Origin of the sequence: Mesorhizobium sp. B263B2A, from assembly GCF_020165775.1 — a bacterium.
Taxonomy (GTDB): Bacteria; Pseudomonadota; Alphaproteobacteria; order Rhizobiales; family Rhizobiaceae; genus Mesorhizobium; species Mesorhizobium opportunistum.
Window position 1 is genome coordinate 111,662 of sequence record NZ_JAIUIU010000019.1, and the last position, 12,709, is coordinate 124,370.

The 12,709-nt window shown below is 62.9% G+C and carries 13 protein-coding genes; 8 read left to right on the top strand and 5 right to left on the bottom strand.

What is annotated here, in order from left to right:
• Nucleotides 1-43 precede the first annotated feature (43 nt).
• Entirely contained in the window at nt 44-1,576 is a 1,533-nt protein-coding gene (locus LB568_RS25460; protein ID WP_224731563.1) for a peptidoglycan DD-metalloendopeptidase family protein, read from the top strand.
• 110 nt (nt 1,577-1,686) lie between these two features.
• Here LB568_RS25460 and LB568_RS25465 read toward each other — a convergent pair whose 3' ends face one another.
• Complete coding sequence (locus tag LB568_RS25465; protein ID WP_224731564.1) at nt 1,687-2,577, bottom strand: NAD-dependent epimerase/dehydratase family protein; 891 nt, start codon at nt 2,575-2,577, stop codon at nt 1,687-1,689.
• Nucleotides 2,578-2,690: 113 nt separating this feature from the next.
• Between LB568_RS25465 and LB568_RS25470 the strand changes: the two genes are divergently transcribed.
• Nucleotides 2,691-3,506 carry an AraC family transcriptional regulator gene (locus LB568_RS25470; RefSeq protein WP_224731565.1) on the top strand — a complete coding sequence of 272 codons (816 nt, stop codon included), beginning with the start codon at nt 2,691-2,693 and terminating at the stop codon, nt 3,504-3,506.
• A 39-nt stretch (nt 3,507-3,545) separates the two neighbouring features.
• Here the strand turns inward: LB568_RS25470 and LB568_RS25475 are convergent, their stop codons facing one another.
• Nucleotides 3,546-4,421, bottom strand: a complete 876-nt coding sequence (locus LB568_RS25475) for an ATP-binding protein (protein WP_224731566.1) — start codon at nt 4,419-4,421, stop codon at nt 3,546-3,548.
• Nucleotides 4,422-4,692: 271 nt separating this feature from the next.
• Here LB568_RS25475 and yajC point away from each other — a divergent pair, with 271 nt between their 5' ends.
• The 6 genes from yajC to LB568_RS25505 all read left to right on the top strand — a co-directional run bounded on the left by yajC (nt 4,693) and on the right by LB568_RS25505 (nt 10,374).
• Nucleotides 4,693-5,034 carry a preprotein translocase subunit YajC gene (yajC, locus tag LB568_RS25480; protein ID WP_010909882.1) on the top strand — a complete coding sequence of 114 codons (342 nt, stop codon included), beginning with the start codon at nt 4,693-4,695 and terminating at the stop codon, nt 5,032-5,034.
• A 51-nt stretch (nt 5,035-5,085) separates the two neighbouring features.
• Nucleotides 5,086-7,635, top strand: a complete 2,550-nt coding sequence (gene secDF / locus LB568_RS25485) for a protein translocase subunit SecDF (protein WP_013895112.1) — start codon at nt 5,086-5,088, stop codon at nt 7,633-7,635.
• 25 nt (nt 7,636-7,660) lie between these two features.
• Nucleotides 7,661-8,056 (top strand): Mth938-like domain-containing protein, encoded by a 396-nt coding sequence (locus LB568_RS25490; RefSeq protein ID WP_032928014.1) that lies wholly within the window; start codon nt 7,661-7,663, stop codon nt 8,054-8,056.
• A 1-nt stretch (nt 8,057) separates the two neighbouring features.
• On the top strand, nt 8,058-8,906 hold the full coding sequence (locus tag LB568_RS25495) for a phytoene/squalene synthase family protein (protein ID WP_224731567.1): 849 nt from the start codon (nt 8,058-8,060) through the stop codon (nt 8,904-8,906).
• An 83-nt stretch (nt 8,907-8,989) separates the two neighbouring features.
• A complete protein-coding gene (locus LB568_RS25500) occupies nt 8,990-9,424 on the top strand; it encodes a hypothetical protein (RefSeq protein ID WP_224731568.1) in 435 nt (144 codons plus the stop codon).
• Complete coding sequence (locus tag LB568_RS25505) at nt 9,424-10,374, top strand: sterol desaturase family protein (RefSeq protein WP_224731569.1); 951 nt, start codon at nt 9,424-9,426, stop codon at nt 10,372-10,374. Before LB568_RS25500 ends, LB568_RS25505 begins: the two co-directional genes overlap by 1 nt.
• Nucleotides 10,375-10,376: 2 nt before the next feature.
• On the opposite strand, the gene LB568_RS25510 is transcribed toward LB568_RS25505, so the two are convergent.
• The 3 genes from LB568_RS25510 to trmFO form a co-directional block, all read right to left on the bottom strand.
• Nucleotides 10,377-10,706: a type II toxin-antitoxin system RelE/ParE family toxin gene (locus LB568_RS25510; RefSeq protein ID WP_140573948.1), complete on the bottom strand. Its 330-nt coding sequence runs from the start codon at nt 10,704-10,706 to the stop codon at nt 10,377-10,379.
• Nucleotides 10,681-10,983, bottom strand: a complete 303-nt coding sequence (locus LB568_RS25515; RefSeq protein ID WP_140573778.1) for a type II toxin-antitoxin system ParD family antitoxin — start codon at nt 10,981-10,983, stop codon at nt 10,681-10,683. The genes LB568_RS25510 and LB568_RS25515 overlap by 26 nt, the downstream gene beginning before the upstream one ends.
• A gap of 70 nt (nt 10,984-11,053) precedes the next feature.
• Nucleotides 11,054-12,463, bottom strand: a complete 1,410-nt coding sequence (gene trmFO, locus LB568_RS25520; RefSeq protein WP_140573776.1) for a methylenetetrahydrofolate--tRNA-(uracil(54)-C(5))-methyltransferase (FADH(2)-oxidizing) TrmFO — start codon at nt 12,461-12,463, stop codon at nt 11,054-11,056.
• Between the last annotated feature and the right edge of the window lie 246 nt (nt 12,464-12,709).

The window sequence follows — 12,709 nt, forward strand, 5'->3', positions numbered from 1 at the left end:
TTAATCCTGTCCAGTTGGTTCAGCGTTTGTGCGGGTTAGTGCGATGCAATTCAGTGTTTTGAAGGCAAATAGTCGCAATCTGGCGCGGGGCTGCGCTGTTCTCATGATTGCAGGCGCGGCGGCAGGGTGCAGTTCCCAGGCCTCGCGGTTCAACAGTGTCGATGACGTCTTCACCTCTTCGACCAACAATCAGCGCGCCATCATCAACAAGCAGGATGCCGTACAGCCCTATCCGGGCGACGTCTCGGCCGCTCCGCTCGATGGCAGCCATACGCAGTCGGTGAGCCGCTCCAGCCTCGATCCGGTTTCGAGCCGGCCGTTGCCGCCGCCCGCCACAGCCCAGGCGCAGCCAGAGCCGGCGCTCGCGCCTGCCGCCAATCCGGTGCGTGTCGCATCGGCGCCGGCCATGGTCCGGCCGGCTCCTCATGTCGACAGGACGACAACCGGCACCGTCGCGCCGGCCGCGAAGCCGTTCAAGGAAGCGCAGCCCGATGCGCCGAAGGTGGCGGAGGCGGGCAGGCCGCACGCGACCGAAATCGTCGTCAGGGACGGTGAGACCATTTCCGGCCTGGCAGAGCATTACAAGGTGCCGGCCGATGTCATCATGAAGGTGAATGGCCTCAGCCCGACCAAGGGGCTGAAGAGCGGCCAGAAGATCGTCATCCCGGCCTATGCCTATTCGAGCAAGGCCGAGCCGAAGGTCGCCGACGCAAAGCCGGCGAAGGACGGGAAGCATAACCTGCCGGCCACCGCGCCGGACAAGGTCGCAGTGCTGCCGCAGCAGCCGAAGCTCAAAGAAGGAAAGGCTGCCGCTCAGGTCGACACGTCGGCCGCTGCAAGCCAGCCTAAGGAGCCAAAGCCGACGCAGGTGGCCAAGGCAACGAGTGCGGCTGGCACCTATACGGTCCAGTCGGGTGACACGATGTCGTCGATTGCCAGGAAGACCGGTGTCGGCGTCGTTGCGCTGAAGCAGGCCAACGGCATGAAGGATGGCTTGCTCAAGATCGGCCAGACCTTGAAGGTGCCGGCCGGCGGAACCGCGACTGTCGCCAGCGTCAAGCCGGCGAAGGTCGATCCGGTGACGACGGCAACGACGCAGCCTGCGGCAAAGACGACGCCGTCGGAAACGCTGGCATCCTACACGCCGCCGAAGAAGGATGCGAAGGTCATCCAGCAGGCCGAGGACGACGACGCGGTGGCGCCGGATGCCACGGGCATAGGCAAGATGCGTTGGCCAGTACGCGGCCGGGTGATCTCCGGTTTCGGATCCGGCAAGGACGGGGTCGACATCGCCGTGCCCTCGGGCACGCCGATCAAGGCGGCCGAGAACGGCGTCGTCATCTACGCCGGCGACGGCCTCAAGGAATTCGGCAACACGGTGCTGGTGCGCCACGAGAACGGCCTCGTCACCGTCTACGGCCACGCCAGTTCGATCGAGGTGCAGCGCGGCCAGAAGGTCAAGCGCGGACAGGAAATCGCGCTGTCTGGCATGAGTGGCACGACGGACTCGCCGAAGCTGCACTTCGAGGTGCGCAAGAACTCGGCCCCGGTCGACCCCTCGACCTATCTCGAATAGAAGAAAAAAAGCGATTTTGCGGGCCGTCTGACCTCCAGTCCAGCCCGCCGGCTCAGCCCGCCCCGCAAGGAGCGGGCTTTTTCAGTTTGCAAGAACTTACTTCTCAAGGCTCAAAGATGATCACGCAGCGTGTCGGCGATCATCGTCTCAAGGCTGCTCGCCTTCACGCCGAGAAGCGTCTCAGCGTCGGAGAAATCGACCAGCAACGGGCTTTCGAAGAGGTAGCTCATCTCGATGAGTTCATGCATGCCCAACGCTTCCATCTCGGGGATCGAATAGGAACGTGTGTCCACAATATTCCGGCGGAGCATCGCCGCGGTTTTATGGATGAGCTCCCGGGGTGAGGCGTGTTGGGAGGGAACATGAAATGCCCGGTCCCATTCACCCGTGTAGCGGGAAGCCGCGACGAGCGTCTTGGCGACGTCCTTGGTGAACGTCCAGGCATGGGTTGCGTCGAGGTCGCCGATGAAAGCGGTAGGTTTTTCCTCGATTATTGAGGGCAGGGCGACCAGTGAGAAATAGCTGATCGCGCCATGTCCGAGGTAGTCGCTGGGTCGCACTTCGATCGCTGGCACATCGGCACGAACCGCCCGCTGCCACATGATCGTCCTGGCGGTTCCTTTCCTGGAAGTCGGATCCAGGGACAGGTCGGAGCGAAGCGGGCTGCCGGCATTTTGCCCATAGCCGTAAAGGTTGCCGAGCACGACCAGCTTCGCGCCGACTGTTTCCGCGGCGCGCACGGTACCGTCGATGATCGGGAAAAAGTCGGTCGCCCATCGATGATAGGTGGCCATGGCACACATGAAGATGGCGTCGGCGTTTCTGCCGATACGCGATAGTTGCGCGGCATCGGTGGCGTCGGACTGCACGGTGCGAACGTTTTGCAGCGCGTTCGAACCGACACTTCGGCTCGTCAAGACAACATCATGTCCCTCTTCGCCCAGAAGGCGCGCGGTCTCGCGACCAACCGGGCCTGCTCCGACAACAACATAGAAACTCATGGCATGACCTCTCATCCAAGTTTGATGGAGAGGCGTAGGTACATAGCCACGGCATTGAAAGTCGCGCTGGAATTGCCAAGTCTTGGACAGGTTTTGCCATGAATGGAGAGGGCATGCGTCCGCAGGTCATTCCGGCCCCGTCCGATGTAACAATGGCCTCCCGGCATGTGGAAGCCGGGGTCCATCGTCTGCCCCGGGCGCCACACCATCGCATCATGGTGCATGCAAGTGCCGCGACGCGCTCCTACTGCAATGAGGTTCGACGATATTTCGTCAGGCGCGCCGGCGATATCGACCTGGTGCCCGCCGGACAGGAGGGCGGTTTCGAGGCTGAGACCCCATTCGACACGATCGAGATCGCCTTGCAGCCAGCCTTGCTGGAAAGGGTGGCGGCGGAACTTGGGGGTAAGGTGCAGGCATTGCGGCTCGATACGCGCCATCTGCTTCGTGACCAGCGCATCGAACACCTCGCCCGGGCGCTCGAGAGCGATCTCAATGCAAAGTCGCCGAGCGGGTCGTTGTTTGCCGACAGCATCGGCGCAGCGCTCGCGGTGAGGCTGCTTGGCCTCGATGAACCTGATGTCGGTCGAACGAACCGGTTGTCGGATACCCAGCTCAAGCGCGTGCTGGACCATATCGAGGCTGCTCTCCACGAGCCCCTTTCGATCCATCGACTAAGCCGGGTTGCCGGCGCGAGCAGCTCGCACTTGCGGACATGGTTCAAGGTGGCGACCGGTGTCACCCTGCATCGCTACGTGTTGCGACGTCGCGTCGAACGCGCGCGCATCCTGCTGCAGCGAGGCGATCTCAGCACAAGCGAGGTGGCGGAATTGACGGGCTTCGCACACCAATCACACCTGGCGCATTGGATGCGCCGCGAGATTGGTCAAACGCCGCGCGACTTGCGACGGGCGCAGCCGCCCAAATGATCTTGACGTTAGATGGCGTTGGCGACGCAATCCAACGCATCAATCCTTGAGTGGCTTGCCCAGCCGGCCGGCCAGATCCTGCGTGAACTGCCAGGCGACACGGCCGGAGCGGCTGCCGCGGGTCGTTGCCCATTCCAGCGCCTCGGCGCGCAACTGCTCGGGGTCGACGTCGAGGCCGTGATGGCTGGCATAGCCGTTGATCATGTCGAGATATTCGTCCTGCGAGCATTTGTGGAAGCCGAGCCACAGGCCGAAACGATCGGACAGGGAGACCTTTTCCTCGACCGCCTCGGACGGGTTGATGGCGGTCGAGCGCTCATTGTCGATCATGTCGCGCGGCAACAGATGGCGACGGTTCGAGGTGGCGTAGAAGATGACGTTGGCCGGGCGGCCTTCGACGCCGCCTTCGAGCGCTGCCTTCAGCGACTTGTAGGACGTGTCGTCATGGTCGAAGGACAGATCATCGCAAAACAGGATGAAGCGGAAGGGAGCCGCCTTCAGCAAGCCCATCAGCTTCGGCAGCGTGTCGATGTCCTCGCGGTGGATCTCGATCAGCTTCAGCGGCAGGTCGGACTTGGCTTTGGCATTGATTTCCGCATGCACGGCCTTGACCAGCGACGATTTGCCCATGCCGCGCGCGCCCCACAAGAGCACGTTGTTGGCAGGGTGGCCGGCGGCGAAGCGCTCGGTGTTGTCGACCAGGATGTCGCGGACGCGGTCAACGCCGCGGATCAGGCCGATGTCGACGCGGTTGACCTTGCGCACCGGCTCCAGATAGCCGGGATCGGCCTGCCAGACGAAGCAGTCGGCTTCGCCGAGGTCGGTTTGGGGCACCGGCGGCGGGGCGAGGCGGCTGACGGCCTCGATCAGCCTGTCGAGTTTCTTGTTGAGGGCGTCGATGGTGCTGTCGGTCATTTCAGGTCTTTTGCTTCGTTTCCTGGGGCAGGTGGGAGGGATCTTTTCGAATCCGTCGGGTTCGAAACCGGTTCCAACCTTTTGTTCGAGCGTGATCTTTTCGGAAAACCGGCTCGCGCTTTTCGCGATCATGCTCTAACACGGCTCAACAGGCCGGAAAAGCAGCCGATTTGCCGGGCCGCGCAGTTGCATTGACAACTTTACCGACTATATTCCGGCCAAATTTCAAGGGGGCCGTTCGCGGCCGTTTTCAAAATTCAGGAGTACCTCGATGTTCGTGACACCGGCATACGCCCAAGGCATCGGCGGCGCCTCTCCCGATATGTTCATCAGCATTTTGCCGTTTGTCCTGATTTTCGTGATCATGTATTTTCTGATCATCCGCCCGCAGCGCACGCAGCTGAAGAAGCGCGGCGAGATGCTGGCGGCGGTCCGTCGCGGCGACACGGTCGTTACCGGCGGCGGTTTTGTCGGCAAGGTGACGAAGGTGATCGACGACAATGAGCTCGAGATCGACCTCGGCGGCGGCACCAAGGTGACGGCGCTGCGTTCGACGATCGCCGATGTGCGCGTCAAGGGCGAACCGGTGGCCAACCAGAACGCCAAGAAATAACCCAATTCCAGGCGGAGCGATCCGCGGACACGCTCTGACGGACGACGCCATATGCTGTATTTTTCGCGCTTCAAGATGATCCTGATCTGGGTGGCCGTGGCCATCACAGTGATCCTCGCCGCGCCCAATCTGTTCCCTGCCAGCACGCTGGCCCAACTTCCGAGCTGGGTTCCGAAGCGGCAGATGACGCTCGGCCTCGATTTGCAGGGCGGCTCGCACATCCTGCTGGAGATGAACCAGAACGACCTGATCAAGGATCGGCTGGAGACGACGCGCGACGAAATCCGCACACTGCTGCGTGACGCCAAGATCGGCTATACCGGTCTTGCCGGCAACGGGCGGACCTTGCAGGTGCGCATCACCGACCCCGCCCAGCTCGATGCCGCCAAGAAGGCGTTGAAAACCTTGACCGACCCGGTTGCCGCCGGCCTGTTCACCGGCGGCTCCATCCAGGAAATGTCGCTGGATGAATCCGAGCCCGGCCTGCTTAAATTCACGGTGACCGACGCCGGCATCAAATACCGCACGTCGACCGCATTGGCACAGTCGATCGAGGTGGTCGAGCGCCGCGTCAACGAGCTCGGCACCACCGAACCTATCGTACAGCGGCAGGGCGACGACCGCATCCTTGTCCAGGTGCCTGGCCTGCAGGATCCGCAGCGGCTGAAGGAAATCCTCGGCCAGACCGCGAAGCTGACCTTCCAGATGGTCGACCAGTCGATGCCTGTGCAGGACGCCCTCAAGGGACGCCCGCCCGCGGGCTCGTCGGTGCTCTACTCCCAGGACGATCCGCCGGTTCCGTATCTGATCGAGAACCGCGTCATCGTATCGGGCGAAAACCTCGTCGACGCGCAGGCGACCTATAATTCGCAGAACAACGAACCAGTGGTTTCATTCCGCTTCGATTCGAAGGGGGCCGCGCGCTTCGGCCAGGCGACCGCACAGAACGTCGGCAAGCTGTTCGCCATCATCCTCGACAACCAGGTGATTTCGGCGCCGCAGATCCGCGAGCCGATCCTCGGCGGCACCGGCCAGATCTCCGGCAATTTCACCGCCCAGAGCGCCAACGATCTCGCCGTGCTGCTGCGCGCCGGCGCGCTGCCCGCGACGCTGACGGTGATCGAGGAACGTACCGTGGGTCCCGGCCTCGGCCAGGATTCGATCCATGCCGGCAAGGTCGCCGGCATTATCGGCTCGATCCTCGTCGTCGCCTTCATGTTCGTCGCCTACGGCTTCCTGGGCTTCCTCGCCAACATCGCGCTTGCCGTGCACGTGGCGATGATCGTCGGCGTGCTCTCCTTGCTCGGCGCGACACTGACCTTGCCCGGCATTGCCGGTATCGTGCTGACCATCGGCATGGCGGTCGATTCCAACGTGCTGATCTACGAACGCATCCGCGAGGAACGACGTGCCGGCCGCTCCGTGATTCAGGCGATCGACACCGGTTTCACCAAGGCGCTGGCGACGATCGTCGATTCCAACGTCACCTCGCTGATCGCCACCGTGGTGCTGTTCTATCTCGGCACCGGCCCGGTGAAGGGCTTTGCCATCACCTATGCCATCGGCATTCTGACCACGGTCTTCACCGCCTTCACCTTCACGCGTCTGCTGGTGTCGATCTGGCTGCGTCGGGCTCGCCCGAAGGAGTTGCCGAAGGCACCGGTGACTTTCGTTCCGCCCGGCACGAAAATCCCGTTCATGGGCATCCGCCGTTGGACGTTCGCGCTGTCGAGCACCTTGTCGATACTGTCGGTGGTGCTGTTCATGAGCGTCGGCATCAATTACGGCATCGATTTCAAGGGCGGCTCGCTGATCGAGGTGCAATCCAAGTCCGGCAATGCCGATCTCGCCGACATCCGCGGCAGACTAACGGAACTCAACATCGGCGAAGTGCAGGTGCAGCAGTTCGGTGCTCCGAACGACGTGCTGATCCGCGTCGGCACGCAAGATGCCGGTGAGAATGCCGAGCAGACGGTGATCGACAAGGTCCGCGGCGAGTTGCAGGACCAGTATGATTTCCGCCGCGTCGAGGTGGTGGGGCCGACGGTTTCCGGCGAATTGGCCAAGCAAGGCACCATCGCCATGATCGTCGCGCTGGTCGGCATCCTTGTCTATGTCTGGTTCCGTTTCGAATGGCAGTTCGCGGTTGGCGCCATCGTCGCGACGGTGCACGACGTGGTCATGACGCTCGGCTTCTTCGTCATCACCGGGCTGGAGTTCAACCAGTCATCGCTGGCCGCGATCCTGACCATCATCGGCTACTCGCTGAACGACACGATCGTGGTCTATGACCGTGTTCGAGAGGACCTGCGAAAATACAAGCGAATGCCGTTGCCGCAGCTGCTGAACAACGCCATCAACGAAACGCTGTCGAGAACGACGCTGACCTCCGTCACGACCAGCTTGGCGCTGCTGGCGCTGGTGCTGTTCGGCGGCGAAGTCATCCGCTCCTTCACGCTGGCGATGTTGTTCGGCGTTGTCTTCGGCACCTATTCGTCGATCTTCATCGCTGCACCGCTGCTGATCCTGTTCAAGCTGCGGCCGCAGGCTTCGGCCGACGAGGAGAAGCCGGTCGGCGGCGGCAAGGCGGTCGCGACCTGACGCGCGGCGCTGAAGGGGTGACAAAGTGGTGACCGGCAAAGGCATCGTCATCCGCGAGGCGCATTTCCCTGGTCGCGCGCCGATCGAGGCCTACGGCAATGGCGGCTTCCGCTTTGCCGACATGTCGCATCGCGGCTCGCTCCTGTGCCTGCCGTCAGGAATCCATGGCTGGGAGCCGGCAGACCCCTCGGCGTTGACCGTGGCGGATTTCGACAGGCTGCTGGCCGAGGCGGACAAGGTCGAGATCCTGCTGGTCGGCATGGGCAGGGATTTGAGGCCATTGCCGGCGGCGCTGCGGGCGGCGCTGAAGAATGCAGGCATAGCCTCCGATCCGATGTCGACGGGCGCTGCCGTGCGGACCTACAACGTGCTCCTGGCCGAGGACCGCGCCGTGGCTGCCGCGCTTATCGCCGTCGACTGACATGTCCCGGAACACCGAGATCGTCATGGACACGGTGCGCGCCGCCGACCACGACCGCTATCTCACCGCGCTCTATGCGCCGGCCGACAAGCGCGACGCGCTGTTTTCGCTCTATGCCTTCAATGCCGAAATTGCCGGCATTCGCGACCGCATCCACGAACCGTTGCCGGGCGAGGTGCGGCTGCAATGGTGGCGCGATGTGATCGCCGCCGGTGGCGAGGCGGGCGCGGGCCATCCGGTTGCCGAAGCCTTGAATGCCACCATCGCCGCGTTCAAATTGCCGAAACTTGCCTTCGAAAACATGCTCGAAGCCCGCATCTTCGATCTCTACGACGATCCGATGCCGTCGCGCACCGATCTGGAAGGTTATTGCGGCGAGACGGCAGCAGCACTCATCCAGCTTGCCGCGATGGTGCTCGATCCCGTCGAGGCGCCAAGGTTCGCCGAACTGGCGGGCAGGGCAGGCTGTGCCCAGGCAATGACCGGCCTGTTGCTTCTGCTGCCGCTGCACCGCAAGCGAGGGCAGTGTTTTGTCCCCGCCGACATCCTGGCGGCGGCGGGCTCATCGCCGGAGGAATTCGTTGCCGGCGATGGCGGACCTGGTGCGCAGCGCGCCATGGCGGCGATGATGGCGCTGGCGCGCGAGCATCTTTCCGCCTTCGAGCAGGACGCCGCAGCGCTGCCGGCGTCCTTGCGCCCGGTATTCCTGCCGCTGGCGCTGTCGCGTGCCTATCTCGGCAAGATGGAACGGTCGCGCCAATCACCGCTCGATGGCGTCGTACGGCTATCCGCCTTGCGCCGGCATTGGCTGCTGCTGCGTCGTGCAAGCAAGGGCTGGCCGGCACTTTGACGTAAACGTCAACCGTGTTAAGGATTCGACCGAGCTGAGAACTGTCGCCGAAGACGACGGGCCGGCCCGGAGGAAATCCATCCATGAGCTTGCCCGTGCTGGTCGTCCTTGTCGTGTTCGGCATTGCGCTGTCGGTCGCTGCCGTGCATTTCACCGGCGGCAGCAGGACGGCAATGCTTGCCGGCGCAGATCAGGCATTGAGCCGTTTCGGCGAGGATTTTCCCGACGAAGTGGCCGCGAAAGTCCACCTGACGGCGGATGCCAGGACGGCATTCCTGGATATCGGGCACGGGCGCATCGGCATCGTGCACAGCGTCGGCGACTGCTTTTTGACCCGCATCGTCACGGCTGCGGACGTCTCCGTGTCCAACTCCGACGAGACGAACACGATCCTGGTGCGCCTGACGGACTTTACCTGGAAGGGCGGCAGCTTCCGCTTTGCCCGTGCCGGCGATGCTCAAGCCTTGCTGAATGCTCACAGCGCGCACCAATCAAATTCCACCGCGGAGGCTGCTTGATGGACGACTACAATTTTCCGCAGGTCACGCAGCTGGCGATTCCGTTCTTCGTCGCCGCCATCCTGATCGAGCTTTGGCTGGTGCGCACAGGCCGCGCCAAGGGGTCGTTCGAGACACGCGACACGCTGACCAGCCTGATGATGGGCACCGGCAATGTCGTCGCCGGACTGCTGCTTGGCGTCGTCTCGTACTGGGCGCTGCTGTGGCTGTGGCAGTTCCGCGTCTTCAACCTCGGCCTGTCGGCCTGGGTGTTCCTGGCCGCCTTCCTGCTCGATGATCTGCGCTACTACGTTTATCACAGCATCGCGCACCGGGTGCGCTGGGTGTGGGCCGAGCACGTCAACCATCACTCCAGCCAGCACTACAATTTGTCGACGGCGCTCAGGCAAAGCTGGACCGGCCTGTTCACCTTCATGTTCGTGCTGCAGGCGCCGCTGGTGCTGCTCGGCTTCCATCCGGCGGTGATTGCCTTCACCTTCGGCTTCAATCTGGTCTGGCAGTTCTGGATCCACACAGAGACCATTGGCAAGATGTGGGGCTGGTTCGAATTCGTCTTCAACACGCCTTCGCACCACCGCGTCCACCACGCCACCAATCCGCGCTATCTCGACGCCAACTATGCCGGCACGCTGATCATCTGGGACCGCATGTTCGGCACTTTCGTCGAAGAGTTGGAGGAGGACCGGCCGCGCTACGGCATCGTCAAGAATCTCGGCACCTTCAACCCGCTGAAAGTGGCTTTTCACGAGTGGATCGGCATGTTCAGGGACGCTTTTGCGCCAGGTCTTTCGATTGGCGATCGCATCAACTATCTGATCAAGCCGCCGGGCTGGAGCCATGACGGTTCGCGCGAGACTTCGGAGAGCCTGAAGGCGGCCTATGTCAGGCGAAACCCAGGCGAGGCGGGGAAGCCGGGGCTGCCGGTGGCGGCAGGGGAGCCGGCCGAGTAGCGCTACGAAGGCTCGCGCGAACCACCATCGCGCATCAGTGCTTCGTAGTCACGGCCGCCGTAGAAGATGTTGACGATGCGGACGAAATTGTCATTAGCGACATAGACGATGGCGGCGGAATGTTCGAAGGGGACAGCTCGTAGCCCCGGCATGATGTCGTCGCGGGGGCGACCCCCGCGAGGGGCGTTACCGATGCCCTGGCAGCGATTTTTGATCCGATCGACAAAACGGTTGGCGATGGTTTCGCTTCCGCTGCTATCGAAGATGTAGACAGCAATCGCTTCGAGATCGGCAATCGCCTCTTCGCTAAGAACGACGGCGAGACGCTGTATCACCGGTGTCTCGCGCGAGTTGCGAAATGCGGCTCTTTACTCTTTCAATTGCATTTTCGAGTGGAACGGCGGGCCTCGTATCCTCGATCGACGCCTTCACCCGCGCCCGGATCGACGCCATCCGTTCGGCGTGCTCTTCCTCTTCGCGCTGGAAGGCGCGCAGCGCCGCGCGGATCACTTCGCTCGCGGAGCCGAAGGAACCATCCTCGACTTTCTCGCGGATCATGCGCGCCATTGCGGGCGTGACGGTGACAGACAGTTTCTCGGCGGATTCCATAGAACGGCTCCCATCAATCAGGAGTAGTATATTATCCTACTTCTTGCGTGAGTCCAATCCGAAAGGCTCGTTATTCGGCGGCCTGCGCCTGTGCCGGCAAGCCCAGCCACTCCCTGCAATCGGCCAGCGCGCGCGAGGTAATCGCGTGGCGCTTGGCAACGGTCTTGTCCTTGCCGCGCAGGCGTTTGCCTTCGATCTTCGCCGCTTCGACCGGCGGAAACAGGCCGAAATTGACGTTCATCGGCTGGAATGAGCGCTTGCCCGGCTCATCGTCGGAAACGATGTGGCCGCCGGTGATGTGGTTGAGCAGGGCGCCGAACGCTGTCGTCAGCGGCGGCAGCGACGGCTGCTGGCCGAGCCGCTCGGCGGCGGCGAAGCGGCCGGCGAGCAGACCGATAGCAGCGCTCTCGACATAACCTTCGCAGCCGGTGATCTGGCCGGCGAAGCGCAGGCCAGGCCGCGACTTCAGCTGCAGCGAGGCGTCGAGCAGGGTCGGCGAATTGATGTAGGTGTTGCGGTGCAGGCCGCCGAGGCGGGCAAAATCGGCGTTTTCCAGGCCCGGAATGGTGCGGAAGACGCGCACCTGCTCGGCATGCTTGAGCTTGGTCTGGAAGCCGACCATGTTGTAGAGCGTGCCCAGCGCATTATCCTGGCGAAGCTGCACCACGGCATAGGCCTTCACCGTCGGATTGTGGGCATTGGTGAGGCCCATCGGCTTCATCGGGCCGTAGCGCAGCGTTTCGACGCCACGCTCGGCCATGATCTCGATCGGCAGGCAGCCATCGAAATAGGGCGTGCCTTCCCATTGCTTGAACTCGGTCTTCTGGCCGTCGACCAGCGCTTGCACGAAGGCGAGGTACTGGTCCTTGTCCATCGGACAGTTGATGTAGTCCTTGCCGGTGCCGCCCGGGCCGACCTTGTCGTAGCGCGACTGGAACCAGCAAATGTCCATGTCGATCGTGTCGAAATGGATGATCGGCGCAATGGCGTCGAAGAAGGCGAGCGCATCGGCGCCGGTCACTTCCGCGATCGACTGGGCAAGCGACGGCGCGGTCAGCGGGCCCGTGGCGATAATTGCCTGGTCCCAATCCGCCGGCGGCAGGCCCGGCACTTCCTCGCGCTGGATGGTGATCAGCGGGTGCGCTTCGAGCTTTTTCGTCACCGCGTCGGAAAAACCGTCGCGGTCGACGGCCAGCGCGCCGCCTGCCGGCACCTGGTTGGCGTCGCCGGCGCCCATGATCAGCGAACCGGCCAGCCGCATCTCGGCATGCAGCAGGCCGACGGCGTTGTTCTCGGCATCGTCGGAGCGGAAGGAATTGGAACAGACGAGTTCGGCCAGCCCATCGGTCTTGTGCGCGTCAGTGCCGCGGACGGGCCGCATTTCATGCAGGATGACCGGTACGCCGGCTTGCGCCGCCTGCCATGCGGCTTCGGAACCGGCGAGACCGCCGCCGATGATATGGATGGGATTTTTGCTCATGAGCGCCGGAATAATCGCTTGGTGCGGCGATTGCAATTGCCGTGCTTGGTGTTGGGCAAACCGCAGAAGGGCGAAACCAGGCGCTGAATACAACAACACCCGCCGGGGGAGGAGGTCCGGCGGGTGTCGTTTTGAGGGTCGACCCTCGGGAGGAGGTGAAGATCGACCGTATTCGTCATTGCCGGGGAGGAGGTCGGCTTTGACGAAATCTCTTTTGCTATCTTTTGAAAGGGGCAAAACCCTTTG

Excerpts from the sequence above, each read along its gene's own strand:
- LB568_RS25460 (WP_224731563.1), top strand. The coding sequence starts at position 44 with ATGCAATTCAGTGTTTTGAAGGCAAATAGTCGCAATCTGGCGCGGGGC.
- LB568_RS25495 (WP_224731567.1), top strand. The coding sequence starts at position 8,058 with ATGTCCCGGAACACCGAGATCGTCATGGACACGGTGCGCGCCGCCGAC.
- LB568_RS25515 (WP_140573778.1), bottom strand. The coding sequence starts at position 10,983 with ATGGAATCCGCCGAGAAACTGTCTGTCACCGTCACGCCCGCAATGGCG.
- LB568_RS25465 (WP_224731564.1), bottom strand. The coding sequence starts at position 2,577 with ATGAGTTTCTATGTTGTTGTCGGAGCAGGCCCGGTTGGTCGCGAGACC.
- LB568_RS25505 (WP_224731569.1), top strand. The coding sequence starts at position 9,424 with ATGGACGACTACAATTTTCCGCAGGTCACGCAGCTGGCGATTCCGTTC.
- trmFO (WP_140573776.1), bottom strand. The coding sequence starts at position 12,463 with ATGAGCAAAAATCCCATCCATATCATCGGCGGCGGTCTCGCCGGTTCC.
- yajC (WP_010909882.1), top strand. The coding sequence starts at position 4,693 with ATGTTCGTGACACCGGCATACGCCCAAGGCATCGGCGGCGCCTCTCCC.
- LB568_RS25475 (WP_224731566.1), bottom strand. The coding sequence starts at position 4,421 with ATGACCGACAGCACCATCGACGCCCTCAACAAGAAACTCGACAGGCTG.
- LB568_RS25500 (WP_224731568.1), top strand. The coding sequence starts at position 8,990 with ATGAGCTTGCCCGTGCTGGTCGTCCTTGTCGTGTTCGGCATTGCGCTG.
- LB568_RS25470 (WP_224731565.1), top strand. The coding sequence starts at position 2,691 with ATGCGTCCGCAGGTCATTCCGGCCCCGTCCGATGTAACAATGGCCTCC.
- secDF (WP_013895112.1), top strand. The coding sequence starts at position 5,086 with ATGCTGTATTTTTCGCGCTTCAAGATGATCCTGATCTGGGTGGCCGTG.